Raw genomic sequence first — 21,866 nt, 5'->3', positions numbered from 1 at the left:
TTTATATAAAACGAGTATTTATTTCCTGTTTAAGACTAGTACTATTAAATCTGCCTTTATGATTATGTTCTCCAAAACTCATGTTGGGATTAGGTTTTTCCCACTCTCCATATGTTGTAGAAAGATATTCTTCCACCTCATGATAAACATTCGCATTTATTCCAAAAACGCCTATACACTCTACTCCACCGAAATGCTTTATATTAGCTGAATTGATTCTATTGAATACTTCATTTCCTTTTTCATCCCAAATATAAAAATCCACCGAGACATAGCATGCTTCATTGATATATGCTGTAGGCTTAAGTTTTATCTCCACTATTTTAGAATCTTTATCTTTAATCAAATCTACATGCCAATCTCCATTAATTTTTGCATTCATATCTGGAACTATCTCTTTAATAAACTCTAATAATTCGCTTATATACTTTCTAGATATAGATAAATCAATATCATCATCCCAAGGTATAAAGTCCCCATCTCTTTTAAAGCCCAACAGAGTTCCGAAATCTAAATAGTAATTTATTTTATAATTATTGAGTTTTGTTAACAGATAAATTAATGTTTTTTTAGCGTATTCATATTTGATAGGATTTTCAAAAGTAATAGCGTCTCTAACAATCAGTCTTTTGGGTGCTCCTTCAATTAACTCTGAAGAAATATTATATTTTCGAATTAACTCTTCCTTAATTTCCAAATAAAACATGCTAGCAATTATAATTTTTGAAAACTCTCCAGCTGTTAACTTTTCTTTTATTATATCTGGTGGTATTACCGTTTTTTCATAGACAACCTGTCCCCATTTTTCTGAATTCCCATCACTAACATATATAACCTCATAATCAATTTGATTCTTTAAATAATTTTCTCCACCTGATCCTGCTCCATAAACTAATACTCTTTCTTTATTTGCTTTTTTCATCATTAATTAATTACTAACTCCCAACTTACAGGTGTACCCATTTTAGCATCCTGTTTAATCGTTTTCCCTAATAATAATTCATAATACTTTGTAGGTAAGCCTAGCCCAGGACGTACATCCCTCAAGTTTTCTTTAGTAAAGACATCGCCTGCCTTCATATCTTCGCCAATGTAAAGGGACCGGCGGTCATTATATGATTTTATTTCCGCTTCAGTTGGACCATATTTCACTTCACCCATAGATTGCCATGCGCGTTCTGTTTCTTCTACTAACATTTTTAGCTCATGAGGCTCCATTGAAAAGGTTGCATCTACACCGCCTTCTTCTCGTGATGTTGTAAAGTGTTTTTCGATAACTGTCGCACCTAACGTTACCGCCGCAACGGAAACGCCCACACCCATTGTATGATCTGACAAGCCCATCTCGACATTAAACAATTCACGCATATGAGGAATGGTTGCTAAATTTGAATTTTCTGGTGTTGCTGGATATGTACTTGTACATTTTAATAAAATGATTTGGTCATTTCCTTCTTCTCGGGCAGCACGTACAGCCTCATCTAATTCAGCGGCACTTGCCATACCTGTTGAAATAATCATCGGTTTTCCTGTGCGAGCCACCTTTTTAATTAATGGAATATCAACATTTTCAAACGATGCAATTTTATAAGCAGGTACATCTAACGTTTCTAAAAAATCAACAGCTGTTTCGTCAAATGGTGAGCTAAACACAATTAAGCCTAACTCTTTAGCACGATTAAATATCGTCTCGTGCCATTCCCATGGTGTATAAGCTTGTTGATATAATTTATGCAAAGACTGACCTTTCCATAAACTTTCCTCATTTGAGATAAAAAATTCGTTAGTATGCACATCTAATGTAATGGTATCTGCTGTATACGTTTGTAGCTTTAATGCATCTACCCCCGCTTTAGCAGCTAGCTCTACTAACGCTAATGCACGCTCTAGGGAGTGGTTGTGGTTACCTGACATTTCTGCAATAATAAATGGTCTTGTATGACGCCCTATTTCACGTTCTCCAATTCTAATCATCGTATCAACTCCAATATTTCATTTAGCCATGGGTTTGGCTGATTATTTGCCGTAATTTTATGTCCTATATCACTTATAGTTTGTAATTCATTCATAGATAAGTTGTTTAATACGTCTCGATAAGTTTCGATTGTCACTTGTTCATGCCAACCTAGGTTAACGCAAGCTCCCAAATCTGCTGCATACATAGTACCTATACGCTGATTCTCTGCTACAATTGTACACGCTGATGGTAAACCAACATAACAACGCTCCCATGCCGTTGCCCCGCCTGCTCCTAAAGAAAAATCGGCTTTACTCATAAGATCGGCCATGTAATTAATTTGTTGATGATAATAATAGCCTCGTCCTTCACAAATCTGCTTAATCTCTTCTTTATGAATGTTTCCGTTTCCGACCACTACGTCAATATGAGAAAAATAAAAACCCCTTAATGCTTCTAAAACCTTTAATGTTTCAGCTGAAGGATCGGAGCCTCCCATAAAAACAAGAACACGTTGCACATCTACTATATTTCTCTGATAACGAGCTTGAATGAATTCCTTACGCGTTATTAAATATTTTGGTCCTAGTAATTTCATACAATTTTCATTAACAAGTGAATCGTATCTTGTTTCATAATGAGGAATAACATTTTGGTCTAATAGTAGATCACAATCGTGCTCACGATTGGCAAGGTCATCGATAATCATGATTTTTTTCGCAAACTTACGTATTAATCGCTCTTGCGCGGCACCCATTTCATAGTGATCTATAATATATAAATCTGCATTTTCATAAGAGGAAATATTAATAAAGCCTTCTTTTTCAACAAATTCAATTAAATTTCCAGGCAAATCATTCATTAGAAATTTGACCTCACACTGCTGTTTTACTAGGCTATGCGCAATAGTCAAACAACGCATCACATGACCGCTACCAATAGCAGTCGACGCATCCGCTACAATTATTACTTTCTTCATTACACCACCGGCTTTTGTTCAATATGAGCATTTATCTCAGCAATTTTTGTATTGTCTTTCAAAAACCGTACTACTTCTGCACTCGATACATATTGATTATTAAAATGGTTTGCAACAGCCTGGCATAATTCATAATCATCTTTAGTATCTAATGTAATACGCAATTGAGGCTCTTGAATCAGTATACTTGGCTCATAACTAATGCGTGTAAATTGATTTTTATATTCATAAGCATAATAAGTTACATGCTCACGATGACGTTCTTCTGTTTTTCCATTATTAATTCGCTTTAAAGCGTCATATGAAATAATTTCAACAGCTAAGCCTCGTGGTAAAGGCTTAGCAATATCAACTATCTCTACAGGATTTTCTTTAATAGCTTTAACCATATCTGTTGCTAATTCATAATCTACAAAAGGACAATCGGAAGTAACACGCATAATATAATCGGTTTGGTATGGCTCCGCTGCTTCAACGTAACGAGAAAGTACATTTTGTTCTGAGCCACAGAAATAGGCAACCTGATGTTGCTCACACCAATTAACAATTGCACTATCTTGCGGTAATGTAGACGTAGCTACTATTACCTCGCTAACACCTTCAATTTTGCGACAACGATCTACGACATAACTAAGTACATCTGTATCACCTAAAGGCTTCAAAACTTTTCCTGGTAGTCTGGTAGAGCCTACTCTTGCTTGAATAATTGTTATAACCATCACTTTAATTCACCTTCTATTCGAAAATCTTGCCATATTTTCTTTAAAACATGTGGTAATTCTCTTAAACATTCAATAACATACTCTGCCTCATGTAAATCAGAAGGCACTTGGTCTTTATACTCACCTGTTTTAACTCTAATTGTATGAAAACCTAAAGGCTTAATACCTACAAAATCCTTGTTAGCATTATCTCCAATATAAACAACTTGTGTTGGTTCAGCTTTTTCCCAATGAACAATTTGCTTAAACCAATAAGGTGATGGTTTTCCCTTATCACTTCCTAAAGAATAGCTTGTAATAGACTTTTTCATAAAGTTTGATAACCCTAAAGCTTGTATTTTCTTTTCCTGTGTAGGTACAAAACCATCCGTAACGACATATAAAGGATAATTCTTTAGGCTATTTAACAGGTTAATCATTTCAGCTTGAAGTTTAATTGTAGGTTGGTGATAACGATACACATCAACACATTTTTTTACAAGGTCTGGTGTATAGACCTCATAATATTCTAATAATGCATTGAAAATACTACCTCTTCCATCTTGGAGAAGTCTGTCACACATAAAAGTATATGATTCGTTAATATCGATCGTAAATTCCTCATTTAGAAAATCAGCAACAGCTTTAAACCCACTTTTCACATATGTAAGTTCCTCATATAAAGTATCATCCATATCAAATACAACTACATACTTCACAATATCAAGTCCTTTGCATACCTTATTTGTTTTAATGGTCTTTGCACAGGATCAAAAGATAAATTTTCAAGGGACCCTCCATCTGCTTCTTTAATAAACCAATTAAAGCTATCCAGCCCTGCTTTAACACTCAATGTTGATGCTCCTCCAAAACGCGCATTACATTCTATAATATGTGGATTACCTTCCAAATCCTCTATAATTTGAAACATTATATGCCCAGACAAATTTAAAGTTTCCGCTACTTGCATTGCTAAAATTTCCAAACGAGGCTTTTTCGCTATTTCAGTAATCTGTGATTCACCATTTACTACAAATATTCGTTCTCTAACCACTGCGCCTTTCGCTCTTCCGTTCTGCATTACATATACATCAACACTATATTCCGTCCCTTCAATATAAGGCTGAAATATAGGGTCTATTAATTTCTTACTAAATGTCTCTAAATCTTTTGACATCACTTTAATATATAAATTTTTAGAACCTGCTCCAAAACGTTCTTTTATCACAAAGCATTCTGTATGTAAATCATTAAAAGTATGGCTAGTGGAGATTGCTGGATAACCATTTGCTATTAACTTTTGGGCAAATAATATTTTATCTGATGTATACAGAATTCCTTCTAATGGTGAAATCATTATTTGAATTCCTTCTTGATTTAGTAGCGGTTTCCATCTTGCAAAATGTTCTAATTCGCCTTCTCTTGTTGGTATTACATATCTTATATTTTGTTGTTTGCAGTATAAAATAAAATCCTCACATTCCATATTTTGGAGGTACGGCATTTTCCAAAACTCGTCTACAAAATATTGACTAAGGACTTCAGACGACACATCTCCTCCTATTAACTTCATTTGCGGTACAGTTTCTCTTAAAACCTCTATTAAAGGTATTTTATTAGAGGAGCTTAAAATTAAGATTGCGCCATTCATAATAATCCCTCACGTTTCATATTTCCCCATAATTCTGTTAAACGATCGAAGCTATATAATAATATCTATAATTAATAAAGTTTCCGGATACATTCCACTTAAAGGGCAATATCCTAAATGGATTATTCCACATCCCATGTAGAGCGAAATAGATGAGGAGTTGCCATACAAAATATTTTTGGATTAGATTGTTAATAACTCGTTTAGGTTGCGGCACCAGCTGTTTGAAAATCCATGTACCGTGAGCGATATACTTCTTCATTTTTTTAGTGTCAGATGAAACGATTCGATAAAGAAGTTGTTGAATGCTTTTACTGACTTCTGTATTTGAGTCAGAAGTCACTTTTTTCGCGATGTTGGAATGAATTTTAAAAATCTTTGATGCACTATACATAACTAACTCTGTCTAGATAATAAAAAATCACTTCATTTTATATCCTCTTCACTTACATAGTTTAATAACTCAGGTCTTAGCTCCCTATTAGTGAATTTTAAATTTTTAGCATCTAAATTAAATAAATTAAATTGAGCATCTATATAATTACTTCTTTTTGATAAAGCAATGTTTAATTTCTTTACTGCTTCATCATGCTGATGCAATATTATATAAATACAAGCTGAATTATTTAAAGTTTCTGCTGCAAATTTACTTTTTTTGTCCACAGAAGTGTAATACTGCAACGCTTGTCGATACTGCTGTTTATAAAATTCTATATTCCCTAAGTAGAAGTATGCCATATCCTGATTTAAGCTTTTTTTTATTACCTCTAAAAACACATTTCGAGATTCATCATACTTTTCAATTTTATAAAGTATTTTTCCATATGTAGATAAATCTTCATCCTTCTTTACATCGATATATTTTAAATATTTTATTACAATTGAATTTTCTATTTTTCTAGTTGAAATTATGTTATTAGAAGTATTATTAATATGCCTTCTCCATAAATATAGGCTTTCCTTTAAATAAAAGTGTTTCCCTTGTAAAAAAAGCTGGAAAGTAAAATCATAATCTTCAGCATACTTAAAATCTTTATTAAACATTATATTAAATCTATTAATAAAATCTCGCTTCACCATAATACAGGCTGGGGCAGGTATTATTTGACGAAAACATAATTCTAATAAAATATTCTTAGGCTGGAAATAAGATTGTAATTCGTTCACTTTATTATTATTATGGTCTATTACCATTATGTCATTAAATACAAAATCAATTGATGGATTTTGTTTGAATACATTAACCTGTTCTTCTACTTTATTTGGCATAAATAAATCATCAGCATCTATAAAGGCTATGTACTCTCCTTTTGCTTCTTGAATCCCAATGTTTCTAGCTACACTTACTCCACTATTTTTTTCGAGTGATATTATATGAACTTTAGGATTAGATTCATATTCACATAATATACGTTTAGTGTTATCTGTTGATCCGTCGTCTATTATAATAAGCTCAATTTGTGTATATGTTTGTTTTAGTACACTTTCAATTGCTTGTTGCACAAATAACTCACTATTATAAACAGGTAAAATAATACTTACTGTAGATATATTACTCTCCTCCATCTTACTTAATATCGATATAATAATGGTTCTTATATTCTTTACTATTGAATGAGGTATGACTATTAAAGTCTTCAAAAGTTGAATCTCTCTTTGGAATCCTCCAATTACCATACATCGTAGTCAAATATTCTAAAGGCTTATTAGGTACTCTTAGCTTTTTACCTTTAAACATTAATTCCTCGCCCGTTATGAAATGCTTTTGATTAACTACATTTAAAATAGTGTAAGCTGTATCATTTTCAAATCGTAGGATGCCAATACTCATTTCAAATTCGATATTATTCATACAAAACATCAGTTCGAAACATATTAAGCTATTTTTTGAATCATATCTTTCTTTTATTTTTACTTTTGTATCAATAGGTGTTTGGAATAAATTTTTCTTAAGGATTTGTTGCACTTTTTCAACATCATCAAATGGAATACATAAATCTATATCATTATCCCATTTTATTAAATCTTGTTCTCTTATAATTCCTAATAAAGTGCCCGCATCAATAAAATAATTCACATTATGCTGGTTAAAGATATCTGTAAGGTTAAATAAAATTTCAATAGCTGCTTCTCTAACTATAGTATTTTCAAACGGATACATTTGCTGAACAATTAAATTTTTTGGTACTGCACAGATTTTCTCTGGTTCGACACCTAAACTTAATAACTTCTCTTTAATTTCTTTTACAAACATACTAGTGATCCATATCTCATCATAGTTAAACTCACGAACTACATCTGGGCTCTTTATTAAATTCCCCTGAATTTTCATTCCCCATTTTTCTCGAGACGCATCTATTATCCCTAGTATTTCTATATCATTTCCTTTATAATGTTCGAAAAAATTTTGCAATCCACTCCCTGCTCCATAAAGTAAAATTTTCTTCATACTAAATACCCCAATACTTTTAATAATTCGTTTTTGTCTAGCCAATCTATATTCTTATCACTTGTATATGAAAAGCCTTCAGGTAATTTCCTACCACCTTCAGCAAAGCTTTTCGACCACCAAGGGAATTCTGGTTGAATAACATAGTAACTATCAAATTCGACAGTATGACGTGCATCATCTTCCATGATCATGGCTTCGTGTAATTTTTCACCTGGACGAATACCGATAATCTCATATTTACAATCAGGTGCAATAGCCTTAGCTAAATCCATGATATTCATACTTGGTATTTTTGGCACAAAGACTTCGCCACCATGCATACGTTCAAGACTATCTATAACAAATTGCACACCTTGATCTAAAGTTATCCAAAAACGTGTCATACGCTCATCTGTAATAGGTACTGTACCTGTTTCACGAATTTTTTTAAAAAAAGGTACTACACTTCCTCGACTACCAACTACGTTTCCGTAACGCACAACCGAGAACATAGTCTTTTTTGCCCCTGTATATGCATTTGCTGCAACAAATAGTTTATCTGAAGCTAATTTAGTAGCTCCATATAAATTTACTGGACTACAAGCCTTATCTGTACTTAAAGCAATAATCCTTTCCACACCGCTATCAATTGCAGCTTCAATAATATTTTGTGCCCCATGAATATTTGTTTTAATAGCTTCAAATGGATTGTATTCACAAGCATCAACATGTTTCATTGCTGCAGCATGAATAACGATATCTACACCATCAAATGCGCGATTTAAACGTTCCTTATCGCGAACATCACCGATAAAGAAACGAACGCGATTATCTTGAAACTGCTGCTTCATTTCATATTGTTTTAGTTCATCACGGCTAAATACAATAATTTTTTTCACACCAAGTTCTAATGCTTTTCGGGTAAATTTTTTACCAAACGATCCCGTACCTCCTGTTACTAAAACAACTTTATCTTTTAACATATTCATAAACGTTCTCCTCACTTATGTATCTCTTTATATTATATCGGATGCTACTTCTTTTTTTTCACACCAAAAAGCCTATGACCGCTTGTCACAGGCTTAAAGCTGTAAAAATTGTTCCTTTGTTATAAATTGTGTGCCGTTTATTTTTGCGCCTTGCCTTGCAGTATTATATACATTTGCATTCGCTGTTGGACAATACTCATTAAACCATCGTAAATAGACGTGTAGATTTGGTTGTGTCTTTATAATGCTTCCATCATTGGCTTGTACTTGTATCGAGGAATTCATCACCACTTTACCTGATGTAGAACCTTCAGCATGTGTACGCTTATCACTATACCCTAAGTCTTGACCCAATAGCACTATATTTTGATAACCAAGATGCTCTAACAAGCTAAATGTTGTTGTTGCAACAGAACCACCAGTTGCCAACTTAGGCAAACTATATTTATCTGCTTGCTCTTCTGCTTGCTCATAGCCTCGCTGACATAGCATATACTTCTCGCCTTGATGAAGATTCACTGCCTCTGCATTAGCTGTTAATAAATAAAATAATAGCCCTTTATACTCTGTACCTTCTATTTGCCTTACGATATTCGGCTGTGCATCCGTAATAACTACAGCCTTAGGTTGAATGCCTTTAGCTAACACTAGCTTTAACGCTGAACCTACAACATAAATATCTACATTTTCCGCTTCTACCAGCCACTGCACAGTTTCATTTAATGAAGGTCCGGACGCCACTAGGCATGCTGTATTATTGCTACGCTTTGGATAAGGTTTATGCTCATACAATGCTTTATTTTTTTCGGCATTGCTATGCATAAGAGGTGCAAATTTTTTATATGAAATTTGGTTACGCTTAATCGTATCTAAAACATCATACAGTGCATTATTCTCTCCGATTGCCTTAAGCCAAACATTTGACACTAATAGCTGCAAGTTAATGGTATTTGCAACCACTTCTAAAGAATTGACAAGCTTAATATTTGAAGCTAATTGACTACCATTTTGCTGAAAAAGCGCCAGCTCTACCTGTTCAAAATAATAAACGTATATCGGCTTAGTTGTCAGCTCGGCTAGCGCTTGAGCATGGTAACCAAGACCAAGACCAATGACTAAATAATGTGTGGCCTCTTGATTGAACTCCTTCACTACCCAACGCATTGCATCATCATAAGGTCGGTACTTACTATATATCGCTACTCCATTAAGTAGTAACGTCAATTCTCCATTTCGTGCCTCTTGTATATGCCATTCCATTATTGTAGAGGTGCTTCCGCTAATGTGATTTCTTCAAAAAACGGAGCAATTTCATATTCAAACATATCAGCTACTACAACATAATCTTGACGCTCCAAGCCATCATTTACCTCTAATAAAAATCCTTGTAGTCTTTCAACTTCTAAAACCACTTTCCCACAATTTGAGTTAATTAGTTCGCTAGCTTGTGTTAGCCACATTATTCCTTCAGAAAAATCCTTAATACTAACAAGTGCACTAGACAGCTTATCCTCGCGCAATTTTTCAGCTATATAAGTAGCACCATTTGGCACATTTTTTATATATGAATTATACATTTCAATAAGTTCATTTAACTCCATATCTCATTTCCTCCGCTTCATTTATTGTTGCATCAACATATGTACTACATTTTTCAATTACCTCGATAAAATTTGTATACAAGTCTTTTTGTTGAAGATAAACTCTTGCATAACTTTCATCCTGAGTTTCATTTTCCTTCTGATTATAATGCGTCATAACTCGCATGATGATAGGATCTTTTACGCTCGATATTAACGTAGTTTCTAATAATTGCTGGAATTTGCTATCAATAGTGTCTAATTTTTTTAGCGTGCTAGTTGGAAATTGCTTACTGGCTACGGTACTTTCTAATAAACGCTCTGCTGTTTTTAAGAGAATAATTATCTCTTTATATCTACTTTTCTCTTTTCTCATCGTGGCAATATAACTATCAATATTATGCTCTGTAGAAACTGTACTATTTTTAATCGTAATTTCACATTTAGGAATAGCATTGCAAAATGCTTCAAAGCTTTTTTGCTCCATTCCTCCAATTTTAATTCCGCCTTCCGTACAATTATAGATAGTCGAAGGTCGATCAATCTTTCTCATTATTTCCTCAAAATTATCTCTCATCGTCAGAAAAGCATAATCAGTTAACACTATCCCACCATCATAGCCCTCAACTTCAACTAGTCCCCTATTTTCAATATATTTCTTATCAATTTCACGCATATTTTTATTGCCTTCAGCATGAGTTAGATTATTTGTGTAAGCCAAATCTTGACCGATTAACGCAATTGGTCCATCACTTATATAACGTGCGATAGATAACGCATAGTGTGCAACAGACCCACCACCTTTAATAAGAGGTAACCTTAACCCTATTTGTTTAAATACCGAACTATGATCACTCACTTCATTATCATAAAATGCATATTTTCTGTTCGTAAATTTTTGTTGAATTTCATATTTACTCGTTATGTTAAATATTAACTCAGCATATTTCAGATTTAAATTTTTAAAATGTCTCTCATAGTTTATCATACCGCCATCAATACTTATTATATAATCTGGTTCAATTTCATTTTTTATTAATGTATGAATAGTAGAACCCGAGGCAATTAACATTACTAAATCCCTAATATTCTTTAATAATGGAATTTGTTTGGTTAGCGATGGTCCACCTGAAGCCACAACTATTGGTTTAGAAGTAGTCTTCTCTAAATCAGATAAGTTGCTAGAATTATACGAATACAACATATTTCTAATAATATTTTCTTGCCATAGATCAGCAAATTTAGTAATTGTATTTTTATAAATTGTATTTTTATTTTGAATTTCTTTAATTAATTTTAATAATTTAACATACTCTTCCACGAAAATTTTGTCATAGTTAGAAGTACATATTACATTTACTTCTTTAGAATAATTGATTAATCTTTCTGTAATACCTAGTTCTATTTCCTTGGTCTGAGTTCCATAAATTACAGAACATAATGTATATCTATTATTTTTTAATTGTTCAAGTGGTTCAATAAAAAGTATTTTATCTTTATTTACTTTTGTATTGACTAGAGCATCATATAAAAAACCATTTCCTATTCCAAAGATAATATTTAGCTGGTTCGGATTAATTTTGTTTTGACAGATTTGCTCTGCTTCCCTTTGAGGATTATATTTACTATGTATTAACATATTATTTATTTTAATCGTTTCATGACCTGTTTTAGTTGTAAGATATTCAACATCACATAACATTTCACTTCACTCCTTTTACATTTAAAAAAAGGCTCTCTCAAAGTAGAGAAAGCCTTTTAGGATACTATTAATTATCGTAATAATTGTAGTACACCTTGTGGTTGTTGGTTAGCTTGCGCTAACATAGATTGTGCAGCTTGCATTAAGATGTTGTTCTTTGTGAAGCCCATCATTTCTTTTGCCATATCTGTATCACGAATACGTGATTCAGCAGCTGTTAAGTTTTCAGATGTTGCACCTAAGTTGTTGATTGTGTGCTCTAAACGGTTTTGAACAGCACCTAAATTCGAACGTTGTGTTGATACTGTTTCTAATGCTTTATTGATTTCAGTAATAGCTTTATCGGCATTTTTTTGTGATGAAATGCTTATTTTAGATACACCAAGTGTTTTTGCAGTCATATCATCAATTTTTAACTCAATATTTTGGCCTTCATTAGCACCGATGTGGAATTTTAAGCCTGTTGTTTTTAATCCGCCACTAAGTAATGTTTGAGTGTTAAACTCTGTGTTTTTAGCAATACGAGTAATCTCTTCTGATAATGCATTTACTTCTTCTTGTAGCGCTTTACGGTCAGAAGTAACGTTTGTATCGTTCGAAGATTGTACTGCTAATTCACGCATACGTTGTAGGATAGCGTGTGTTTCGTTAAGAGCACCCTCAGCAGTTTGGATTAAAGAGATTGAGTCTTGAGCGTTTTTAGTAGCCATATCAAGACCACGGATTTGTCCGCGCATTTTTTCAGAGATTGCTAAACCAGCAGCGTCATCGCCAGCACGGTTTACTTTGTAACCTGAAGATAATTTCTCTAAGTTTTTAGAAGCTTCAGTGTTGTTGAAAGAAAGGTTACGGTGTGTGTTTAAAGCTGAAATGTTGTGTTGAATTCTCATTTGGAATTCCTCCTTGAATGTTTGTTTTTGTTATTCCACATCCGTGTGGAATATCGGATTAGGTAGTATGTATGTACTTCCTGCCCCTTACAATCTATATATCGTAATTAGTTGGAAATGTTTAATAGTTTTTTAAAATTTTTTTTATTTTTTTACGTAATAGATTACTAATTTAAAATTTTAGCTTAAGCACATATTCTTTATTTTTTCTTTAGCTGTTCTAAAAAGCTTGATGATGCTGTTAAAGCTTCTTTATTCTGTGCTTGGATAGCTTCAAAAACTTCAGAGCGATGTACTTTCACTGTTTTTGGTGCAACAATGCCAATTTTAATTTGCTCGCCATCTACTGCTAAAATTTTTATTTCAATTTGGTCACCTATCATAATAGATTCATCTTTTTTACGTGAAAGCACTAGCATTATTTCGCACTTCCTTCCAATGTTTGCATTGGGTAGCGTAGCGGATAGGATTTATTATCTTGGAGAACAATTTGTTTACCTAGTTTTTTATCTATATTAATAATGATAGGGGCTAACAAATTAATAGTAGAATCCTCTAAAGTTTCTTTCATTGTAACAATAGTATATGTAAGAACTTCTTCCTCTTTTTCAATTTGTAGTTGCTCACGATCCTCGTCACTAATGTCAAAGCTATAATCTTTTTTGAAGGCAAATGGATACGCTATTACAAAGCCAATTTCCATTTGGTCAACTGATTGAAGTAATACTAATGGCAGGTTTGCATCTATCGGTAGTAACACAAATTTTTTGTAATCTTCCAAACCTAATATGCCTTGCTCAAATGTTAGGATATCTTGTTCTACGATTTCTATTTCACCTAAAAATTTAGTAGCTATTTTCATTCTTTCACGCGCTCCTTTAAATAATGACGTCGATGTTAACATCTGGTCTTTGTACCATTGTACTAGTTACGTTACCAGGTGTGTAGTCGATAATAGGTTTGTTCACCTTTGCGTCAATTATTGGGTCTCTTCTCTCAATATTAATGTCCGTAGTGCCTGGTGTGTAGTCGATTTTAACAGAGCCTACTGAAGGTACAAATTTTATGTTGAATGGCACACGATGAGGACCATGGTTTTGTTTTGCGATATTTTGAATTGTCGCACGTCCTTGTCCTTTACCAGCATTCTCCATTAATTGACGTCCCTCACTTGCTCTACGGGCTATCCCCTCAAGTGACCCTTGTTTACCTTCTTCAGCATAGTTTGCACTTGATTCCAAAGGACCAATCATCCCTATATCTCGTCTAGCTTGAGATGAGTCAATTTGTAAAACGCCTTTAGTTGTATGAATTTCCAAGATAGCTGCAGGTTGTTCAATAGATTGGGTAGCTCTCGGCTGTTCAATATGCTGTTGAGGCTTGCTAATTTCAAGTTCTATTTTTGCATCCGTTGTTTGAATTTGAATTTGTGGAAGTCGCATTTACAATTCTCCTTTCAAGAAAAGCGTCTGAACATATTGTTCAAACGCTCTATTATTCATTATTTGCCCCTGTCGCTTCGCTTTCGGGGCAGAACCTTAGTAGATTTTATCGGATAAAATCTACTAAGGTTTGCTGAATGATTTTTGCTCCTACAGATAGAGCGGCTTGATGAATAGATTCCTGTGTAACCATATCTGTAATCGTCTTCGCATAGTCTGTGTCTTCATTGGCAGAAAGTTGTTTTGTTACATTAATTTCTTGCAGACTTAGTCGGTTTTCCATCATTTCTACACGATTTTGTCGAGCGCCGACATCTGCCCTTGCTCTCAATGTACTTTCGTAAATACCATCTAAACCCGGAATATTATTACCACCATTTGTTACTTCTAAACCAAGTGCATCGCCAATCTCCGCACCTGTTGCACCATTTTCTAATAGTGTTGTTATTTGCGTCATAAATCCATCAATATCATTAAACAAATCAGCACCTGGAGTATTAATATTCATTGAGATACCATCAAAAACATTGATTTCAATCGGCTTCTCTCCCCCAGTAGTAATTGCTGGGTTTTGTGGCCCTGTTTTATCAATGTAAAGCGGCTGATTTGTATGCGTGCCTGAAAAGATGTAGTTTTCGCCCACTTTTGTATTGGCAATATCACGTAATTGTTCCTTGATTTGTTGCATTTCTGCATTGATCTTTTGACGATCATCAGCAGTATTTGTATCGTTAGCAGCTTGTACAATAAGCTCCTTTACACGTTTTAATGCAGAGCCTACTTGATCAAGCGATTCGTCTGTTGTATCTAGCCATGTATTTGCTTCACGAAGATTCCGTTGGTATTGCTGGTTTTTATCAAGATCTACACGATAGCCCATTCCCTTTACCGCTACAACTGGATCATCGGATGGTCTTGAAATTACACTACCTGAGTCCAACATATCTTGATATTTAGACATTTTACTATAACTTGTATTTAAATTGCGTAGCATATTACTCGATAGCATTGATTGTGTAACGCGCATAATTTATCTCCTCTCAGTTAAGGACTATTATAGCCCTACTCTTCCCATACCATTGATGATTTTATCTAATGTTTCATCTACCACTGTAATCATACGTGCATTGGCATTGTATGCTTGCTGGAATGTAATCATATTCGTCATCTCTTCATCTAAGGAAACTGAGTTCATTGAATTACGGCGCTTAGAAATTTCCAAATGCATTGTTTCAGAGTTGAATGCACTACGCTCAGCTTCCTGTCCCTTAACTGCTAAATCCCCTACTAACGATTTATAATAGTTTTGGAATGTACCTTTCTTTAAGTTATCTTGAGCCTGCGATTGCAGCTCTGCTAACTTACGCATGATTCCGTTATTACCTTCCTCGCCTATCGTATCAGATACAGCTACTTGCTTCGCATCAGTAATTACTACGTTAAAATCACGTGCAGTTGTTCCGGAGAAAAAGTCAAGATTTGTACTATTATCTAAACCAAAACCTTGACGATGAATTTCATTAAATTTTGTTATAAATTCATTTGCTAGTTTATCTAAATTAGCAAGCATTTCTGGATAAGTGCCTTCTCCACCGCTATGTCCATACGCGTCAATTAATGCACGTAATGTACCTTTACCAGGTTCCATTTGACTGTAATCAATTGCAATTCCATTCGCTGGATCCCCTGGTGGTTCGCCAATAGCAGAAATTTTAATTTCCTTAAAGTTAGCATAGCTCCCTGTCGCTTGATCATCTACATCACCATCGATGCGCTGATTGTTTGTATCCATCGTTGCAAGTGCAGCATATTCTCTACCATCCACTAATTTAACAGAAGTACCATCTGCTGCTACATATGTAATCGTCATTGAACCTTCAGCTACATCTTTTGCTAACCCACCTGATTTCTGCCATGAAATCGATACAGGAATACTTTCATTTAACTGATCTACTAATAAATCACGTGCATCATATAAATCATTTGGCACATAACCACTTGGCTCAACTTCTTGAATTTGTTTATTAAGAGCTGCAATTTGTTTGAGAATTGAATTCACTTTATCCGTCGATACATTAATTTCATTCCCGATATTACCTTGGATCTGTTTAAGCTGTCTATCCATATACTTAAAGGACTCAGCAATTGCCTGTCCTTTAGAAATTAATACCTGACGTGCAGCTGTATCTTTTGGATTGTCCATAACGTCCTGCATCGACTTCCAAAAATCTGTGAATGATTGATTAATACCAAACTCTGAAGGCTCTGACATGACATCTTCCATCTGCGAAATCGATTTTGCTGCTGAATCCCAATAACCCAATTTATTCGTTTCTTGACGATATTGTCGATCGGTAAATTGATCGCGGAGGCGTTGAATCGAGCTTACTTCTACCCCTGTTCCAAGATGTCCTGGATAAACAGGCTGATTTAAGCCTGGACTTGGAAAACCAGGAGTTGCTTGCATATTTGCTCGTTGGCGAGTGAAACCTAATGTATTAGCATTGGAGATATTATGTCCTGTTGTGTATAAAGCTGTTTGTTGTGTAAATAAACCACGTTTACTAGCTTCTAAGCCCATAAATGTTGAGCGCATTTTTTTTCCTCCTTTTTAATTACGTTTTTATTACTCCAAGCAAAATTTCCTGCATGGGAGCAAGAACCTATGCTTGAGAATCAAAAAATGATTTTTTGGCAACCTTATTTGTTCCGCGTATCTCACTTCCAGAGTAGTTCATTTGCTCAGTTCGAGGTCGTAAAGTATCCATTGTGAGATTGACAAATTGTAGAGATTGGAACACTAGCTTTTGATTTAAATCGTTTTGGTTTTTTAAATCGTTGATGATTTGCAATAATCGATTGCGCACTGCTGAGAGCGTGTCTTTTTCAGTCTGTTGTTCAGCAGCCTCGATGACATCAGCGACAGTTGCTTTGTCAGTTGAAGCAAGTCCTTTTGCTTCAAGGTAGTCCGTTACCTGTTTCTGACGCTGTTGCTCGAGCTTATCGATGGCCGCTACATGCGCCTGCTCATCCTTGAGCATTTGGTCCAGTGCTTCGATATTCCCAACTGTAATGATTTCAGTTTTTTTTATGGCTAGTTCAAGTAAGCTCTTATGCATTCTTTCTAGCTTTGTTAATGTAGAACAGATCGCTTCTGTAGACATTTTGCTAAGCACCCTTTCTGAAATTCCTTAGAAACGATAATATTTCAGCATATCTTCTGCAACTTTGCGAGCGTCCACTTTGTATTCACCAGAATTGATATCTTTTTTTAGTTGTTGTACGCGTTCTGCACGCTCTGTGCTGTACGTTGAAACTCCTTGCATTTCCTGTGCGGTTTTTGAAATTTCGATTTTATCTGCAAAAGATGCCTTGTTAGTGCCTGATTTTACATTACGCACCTGATTTTTATAGGCGTTCACTGCATTAATCCCATAAGATGTAATTTTCATTTAATAACCTCCTATCTAAAAAGCTTATCTTCCTATTATTTCGGATTGTCTCACATAATGTTAAGTTTTCAAATATAAAAAAGTGTGCTAATTTTGTTTAAAATTAACACACTTTAGGCCAACACGATGTTGGTCACTCAGTCGTTGCCACAGGACGTGGCGTTCTTAGACTGAGTTCCTCTATTTCAGCGGGTGTCTTTTGTACCGAAAGCGTAGCGACAGGTACAGGTGTTTGGACACTCGCTGAAATAAGTTAACGTTTTCGTTCTGCGTGATATGTTACACGATCACGTTCTGCCACACTCTCACGGAACTCCTTCGCCGCTTCAAATGTACGTAGCTCCGACTTCAATTCATCCTGACATTTTGTACAAAGCTTACCTTGTGTCGTTAGATGACCACAGTTATCACATGGATAGCCAAGATTCGGGAACATCGCAGTCTGTAAGCGCCCCTTGCGTACCCATTTATACAATAGATCCTCTTCAGCACCTGTTGCTTCAACAATACGTTCTACTGTCGCAGCACGGTTTTCACGTTTACGTAGAAAGCGATAAACGATTTGATATAAATCTTCTTCAGATTGAGCACATTTATGACATACTTCTCTGACCCCTGTATAATTAAAAAACTCATTACATTTCGGACAATTGCGAACCTCAGCCATCTACTCTTCCTCCTCTTACATATAACAGCTAAACGAAATTTATATACTCGTAATCTATTATACACAATGCATTAGCATTTTCATCCATTAATTAGTGTGAAGCTTTTGACATTTTTGGCGCCTGCGTTTAATAAAACCTCAGTAGCATGCCTTAAAGTCGTTCCTGTCGTTTTTATATCGTCAAAAAGAAGATATTCTTTATGCTCTACATGTGCTCCAGCTATAAGACGGAAAAGGAAAGCTGCTTGGATGCGCTGCTCTCTATTTTTGGAGCTTTGCGTTGCTGTCGTCGTCTTTTCTAAAAGTTGTATAAAAGGAATATTAGCAGCTTTTAATAACTCTTCCATATGCGAGAAGGTACGTTCCCTTTGTTTGAGGGGATGCATAGGAATCGGAATGATGGTTGCTTTTTCATGTTTAAATCGAGCATGTAGCTCCTGCCGAAATACTTTAGCAAGTGCGACATCCTGAAGAAATTTATATTGATGCAAATAATCCTTCATAGCATCGTTATATTGGTAAAGTGCTGTTGCTGTTGAGGAGTGTTCAAATCGAGCCGAGCATCTATCACAGATCGTTGGTTGAAATTGTTTGGTTAAAAGTATTTTCCATGAAATTGCTGATTGCAACGGCTGTGAGCATAATAAGCAATGTGTTTCAATTTTATTCATTATGAAATCCTTTCTTATTATAATAAAGAATTTTGGTACGCGCATCATCCATTTCAGTCGTAATCCCATGATGAAAAAATACTACGTCTCCATCTGCAAAATTAGCATTTCGTCCAACTCGCCCAGCGATTTGTATGAGTGCACTTGAAGTGAAAATTGTTGATTCTGCCCCAATCACTGCAACCTGTACGTTTTTTATCGTAATTCCTCTTTCTAAAATGGTCGTTGTCAGTAAACCTGGAACTTCTTCCTGGCGTAGTTTAAGCACTTTTTCTTTACGCTGAGGATCTTCAGCATGGACCGCCATAATGCTTCCATCTAATAATTGAAAAAGAGGCGTGGCTATTTTCATTAATTCTACTTTCGGGAAAAATAATAGAAAAGGCTCTTTGCGTGCAAGGCGCTCCTCTGTCCATTGTTTTAGCTTTCGTGGGATCTTTCCTCGTTTCAAACTTTTTTCATAGCTCCATAGGGAATGAAATCGAGGGACTGGCAGTGGACGATTATGATAGCGCTTCGGGATAAATGAATAGCTTTTATGTTGATACTGAGTAAGTAATTTTTGCGAAGGTGTAGCTGTGACCAACATTATTGGTGCGTTTTCTGTTTTCGCCTTTTGCACCGCACTTTGTAAAGTTTCGTCAAAAGTATAGGGAAATGCATCAGCTTCATCAACCATCATGACGTCAAACGCTCGTTCAAAACGATAAAGCTGATGAGTTGTAGCCAACACAAGCTGTGCATAGCCCTCCTGCTTTGGTGATCCACCATATAGTGCATGGATCACCGTTTGTGGGAAAACTGTTTGAAAGCGTGGATATAACTCTAGCACTACATCTGTACGTGGCGTAGCGATACATACCCGTAAGCCCTGCTCTAACGCATAATGTACAGTCGGGAAAAGCAACTCTGTTTTTCCCGCTCCACATACTGCATGGATAAGGTGGGAACGTTGTGCTTTAACACTTTCTAGAATTTCATTTGCGGCCTGTTGTTGAAGCACTGTTAATTCCCCTGCCCATTTGAATGAGTGCTTTCTCGTTCTCATTGTGCGAGGGCCTGTCCAGATTATCAATTGCGTACAGCTACTCACTCTACCCATATTCAGACAATGTCTACAATATATACATTGCTGCTGGCATTTTGAACAAACAAACGTTGTAAACTGCTGAGGATTATCATTATGGCAACGATTGCATTTTAGATGTGGCTCTTTTTGAATTCCTTCTATTATACGGAAGTATTTGTGATTGATTGATTTCTCGATATCTCCCTTAGAAAATGGGGCGTGCTCCTTTAACCAAATACGTCCTTCATGAAAATCTCGTAATGCAGGTGGCAACAACCAACCTTTGTATTTCATTGCTTTGCTCCTTTCGTGTGAATGATTTTTATCAGCAGTTCTAGTAGGTTTAGCGGCGATATTCACTGGTTTAGCGGCGATTCTGGCACTTTTAGCGGCGATATCCACTGGTTTACCTGCGATTCTCCCACTTCTTCTGGCAATACAGGTATTCCTCAAAATAAAAAACAGCCTCTACAAATTTGCTGTAGAGACTGTCTCACTTAAGATTATTTTTTTGTCCAGCCTAGACCCATTGAGCCTTCACCTAAGTGTGTACCAATTACGGGACCGAAATAGCTCAATTTAAAGTTAACGTTCGGGTAGGTTGCTGCTAGTTGTGCTAGCCATTCTTCAGCTTCAGCCTGGCAATTGCCGTGAATCACAACAGCGTCCAGCGCTTCATACTTTTGAACATCCTCAGCTAGTAGCTCCTCCGCACGCTTTAATGCCTTTTTACGCGTACGAATTTTTTCAAAAGGTACAATGACCTTGTCCACAAAATGAAGTACTGGCTTTACTTGCAATAAGCCGCCAATTAATGCAGCTGCTGAAGACAGACGTCCCCCACGTTGTAAGTGCCCTAAGTCGTCTACAATGAAGTAAGCACGAATTGTCTGCTGCATGTCCGCCAATGTAGCGAGAATTTCTTTTGCAGAAAAGCCCTGAGCCGCCATTTCAGCTGCTCGAAGAACGTAAAAACCCTGTACCGCACAGGATATTTCACTATCAAAAGCGTACATATCAATACCTTCCACCATCTCGCCTGCTTGAATGGCACCTTGATATGTTCCACTGATTCCACTTGATAAATGAATAGATATTACCTCATCATACTCTTTTGCCAGTTCTTCAAAGAGAGCGGCAAATTCTCCTATTGGGGGCTGCGTTGTTTTTGGAAATTCTTTTGCCCCACGTACTTTATCATAAAATTCAGATGCTGTGATATCTACTTCTTCTGCAAATAGTTGCCCTGAGATATTTACACTTAACGGAATCATATGAATGTTTAAGCGAGCTCGTTCCTCAGCCGGAATATATGCAGTACTATCTGTTACGATTGCTGTCCTCATTCATGTCCACTCTCCTATTCTACATAGTTTACATTCAATTGAGCCTCGGCGCAATTGTTGTCCGGAATTTTGAATTGTGCTCGCACAATTCATTCCTTTCAAAATCCGTGACATCCGCCGGAGACTTTAGGCCAACACGATGTTGGTCACTCAGTCATTGCCACAGGACGTGGCATTCTTAGACTTAGTTCCTCTATTTCAGTAGGTATCTACTGAATGAAGATAAAAAGAAATGAATGTGAAATGAATTACGACATTGCGTAATCTCGTCCGAATGTTGAATAGAAGTAGTACGCTTCACTCTTTCATCATTCTAGACATCTGCTAAATTGTTAAACT

General features: G+C 35.5%; 24 protein-coding genes. All 24 read right to left on the bottom strand.

Annotation, left to right across the window (positions count from 1 at the left end; all coding sequences use genetic code 11):
* Position 1: 1 nt before the first annotated feature.
* The gene (locus tag ACIQLB_RS19570) at positions 2-925 is read right to left on the bottom strand and encodes a LicD family protein (RefSeq protein WP_400729573.1); all 924 of its coding nucleotides are present in this window, start codon (positions 923-925) and stop codon (positions 2-4) included.
* On the bottom strand, positions 925-1,974 hold the full coding sequence (pseI, locus tag ACIQLB_RS19565) for a pseudaminic acid synthase (protein WP_400729570.1): 1,050 nt from the start codon (positions 1,972-1,974) through the stop codon (positions 925-927). Before pseI ends, ACIQLB_RS19570 begins: the two co-directional genes overlap by 1 nt.
* Positions 1,971-2,936, bottom strand: a complete 966-nt coding sequence (gene pseG / locus ACIQLB_RS19560; RefSeq protein WP_400729567.1) for a UDP-2,4-diacetamido-2,4,6-trideoxy-beta-L-altropyranose hydrolase — start codon at positions 2,934-2,936, stop codon at positions 1,971-1,973. Before pseG ends, pseI begins: the two co-directional genes overlap by 4 nt.
* Positions 2,936-3,658, bottom strand: a complete 723-nt coding sequence (locus ACIQLB_RS19555; protein ID WP_400729564.1) for a cytidylyltransferase domain-containing protein — start codon at positions 3,656-3,658, stop codon at positions 2,936-2,938. The genes pseG and ACIQLB_RS19555 overlap by 1 nt, the downstream gene beginning before the upstream one ends.
* Positions 3,655-4,356: an HAD family hydrolase gene (locus ACIQLB_RS19550; RefSeq protein WP_400729561.1), complete on the bottom strand. Its 702-nt coding sequence runs from the start codon at positions 4,354-4,356 to the stop codon at positions 3,655-3,657. The genes ACIQLB_RS19555 and ACIQLB_RS19550 overlap by 4 nt, the downstream gene beginning before the upstream one ends.
* A complete protein-coding gene (locus tag ACIQLB_RS19545) occupies positions 4,353-5,288 on the bottom strand; it encodes an ATP-grasp domain-containing protein (protein ID WP_400729559.1) in 936 nt (311 codons plus the stop codon). The genes ACIQLB_RS19550 and ACIQLB_RS19545 overlap by 4 nt, the downstream gene beginning before the upstream one ends.
* A 426-nt stretch (positions 5,289-5,714) precedes the next feature.
* Positions 5,715-6,854: a glycosyltransferase gene (locus ACIQLB_RS19540; RefSeq protein WP_400729641.1), complete on the bottom strand. Its 1,140-nt coding sequence runs from the start codon at positions 6,852-6,854 to the stop codon at positions 5,715-5,717.
* 1 nt (position 6,855) lies between these two features.
* Positions 6,856-7,737: a LicD family protein gene (locus ACIQLB_RS19535; protein WP_400729556.1), complete on the bottom strand. Its 882-nt coding sequence runs from the start codon at positions 7,735-7,737 to the stop codon at positions 6,856-6,858.
* The gene (gene pseB, locus ACIQLB_RS19530) at positions 7,734-8,702 is read right to left on the bottom strand and encodes a UDP-N-acetylglucosamine 4,6-dehydratase (inverting) (RefSeq protein ID WP_400729638.1); all 969 of its coding nucleotides are present in this window, start codon (positions 8,700-8,702) and stop codon (positions 7,734-7,736) included. Before pseB ends, ACIQLB_RS19535 begins: the two co-directional genes overlap by 4 nt.
* Before the next feature lie 99 nt (positions 8,703-8,801).
* Positions 8,802-9,968: a motility associated factor glycosyltransferase family protein gene (locus tag ACIQLB_RS19525; protein ID WP_400729553.1), complete on the bottom strand. Its 1,167-nt coding sequence runs from the start codon at positions 9,966-9,968 to the stop codon at positions 8,802-8,804.
* The gene (locus tag ACIQLB_RS19520; RefSeq protein WP_400729550.1) at positions 9,968-10,309 is read right to left on the bottom strand and encodes a DUF8042 domain-containing protein; all 342 of its coding nucleotides are present in this window, start codon (positions 10,307-10,309) and stop codon (positions 9,968-9,970) included. The genes ACIQLB_RS19525 and ACIQLB_RS19520 overlap by 1 nt, the downstream gene beginning before the upstream one ends.
* On the bottom strand, positions 10,296-11,990 hold the full coding sequence (locus ACIQLB_RS19515; RefSeq protein WP_400729547.1) for a motility associated factor glycosyltransferase family protein: 1,695 nt from the start codon (positions 11,988-11,990) through the stop codon (positions 10,296-10,298). The genes ACIQLB_RS19520 and ACIQLB_RS19515 overlap by 14 nt, the downstream gene beginning before the upstream one ends.
* A gap of 71 nt (positions 11,991-12,061) precedes the next feature.
* Positions 12,062-12,880: a flagellin N-terminal helical domain-containing protein gene (locus tag ACIQLB_RS19510; protein WP_400729544.1), complete on the bottom strand. Its 819-nt coding sequence runs from the start codon at positions 12,878-12,880 to the stop codon at positions 12,062-12,064.
* Positions 12,881-13,080: 200 nt separating this feature from the next.
* Positions 13,081-13,299, bottom strand: a complete 219-nt coding sequence (gene csrA / locus ACIQLB_RS19505; RefSeq protein ID WP_100545308.1) for a carbon storage regulator CsrA — start codon at positions 13,297-13,299, stop codon at positions 13,081-13,083.
* The gene (gene fliW / locus ACIQLB_RS19500; protein WP_400729539.1) at positions 13,299-13,742 is read right to left on the bottom strand and encodes a flagellar assembly protein FliW; all 444 of its coding nucleotides are present in this window, start codon (positions 13,740-13,742) and stop codon (positions 13,299-13,301) included. The genes csrA and fliW overlap by 1 nt, the downstream gene beginning before the upstream one ends.
* A gap of 16 nt (positions 13,743-13,758) precedes the next feature.
* Positions 13,759-14,322: a DUF6470 family protein gene (locus ACIQLB_RS19495; RefSeq protein WP_400729537.1), complete on the bottom strand. Its 564-nt coding sequence runs from the start codon at positions 14,320-14,322 to the stop codon at positions 13,759-13,761.
* Positions 14,323-14,428: 106 nt separating this feature from the next.
* Complete coding sequence (gene flgL, locus ACIQLB_RS19490) at positions 14,429-15,349, bottom strand: flagellar hook-associated protein FlgL (RefSeq protein ID WP_400729534.1); 921 nt, start codon at positions 15,347-15,349, stop codon at positions 14,429-14,431.
* Positions 15,350-15,376: 27 nt separating this feature from the next.
* Complete coding sequence (gene flgK / locus ACIQLB_RS19485; protein ID WP_400729531.1) at positions 15,377-16,918, bottom strand: flagellar hook-associated protein FlgK; 1,542 nt, start codon at positions 16,916-16,918, stop codon at positions 15,377-15,379.
* A 67-nt stretch (positions 16,919-16,985) separates the two neighbouring features.
* Positions 16,986-17,486, bottom strand: a complete 501-nt coding sequence (locus tag ACIQLB_RS19480; RefSeq protein WP_400729528.1) for a flagellar protein FlgN — start codon at positions 17,484-17,486, stop codon at positions 16,986-16,988.
* A gap of 27 nt (positions 17,487-17,513) precedes the next feature.
* Complete coding sequence (gene flgM / locus ACIQLB_RS19475) at positions 17,514-17,774, bottom strand: flagellar biosynthesis anti-sigma factor FlgM (protein WP_400729525.1); 261 nt, start codon at positions 17,772-17,774, stop codon at positions 17,514-17,516.
* A 253-nt stretch (positions 17,775-18,027) separates the two neighbouring features.
* Complete coding sequence (locus tag ACIQLB_RS19470) at positions 18,028-18,441, bottom strand: TIGR03826 family flagellar region protein (RefSeq protein ID WP_400729522.1); 414 nt, start codon at positions 18,439-18,441, stop codon at positions 18,028-18,030.
* 80 nt (positions 18,442-18,521) lie between these two features.
* Entirely contained in the window at positions 18,522-19,112 is a 591-nt protein-coding gene (locus tag ACIQLB_RS19465) for a ComF family protein (protein WP_400729519.1), read from the bottom strand.
* Complete coding sequence (locus ACIQLB_RS19460; protein ID WP_400729516.1) at positions 19,105-20,475, bottom strand: ATP-dependent helicase ComFA; 1,371 nt, start codon at positions 20,473-20,475, stop codon at positions 19,105-19,107. Before ACIQLB_RS19460 ends, ACIQLB_RS19465 begins: the two co-directional genes overlap by 8 nt.
* 209 nt (positions 20,476-20,684) lie before the next feature.
* On the bottom strand, positions 20,685-21,527 hold the full coding sequence (locus ACIQLB_RS19455; protein WP_370048143.1) for a DegV family protein: 843 nt from the start codon (positions 21,525-21,527) through the stop codon (positions 20,685-20,687).
* Positions 21,528-21,866 lie beyond the last annotated feature (339 nt).

Origin of the sequence: Lysinibacillus sp. NPDC092081, from assembly GCF_044755845.1 — a bacterium.
GTDB lineage: Bacteria > Bacillota > Bacilli > Bacillales_A > Planococcaceae > Lysinibacillus.
Note: the sequence above shows the minus strand (reverse complement) of the source record. Positions and strands in the feature narration are given on the sequence as shown.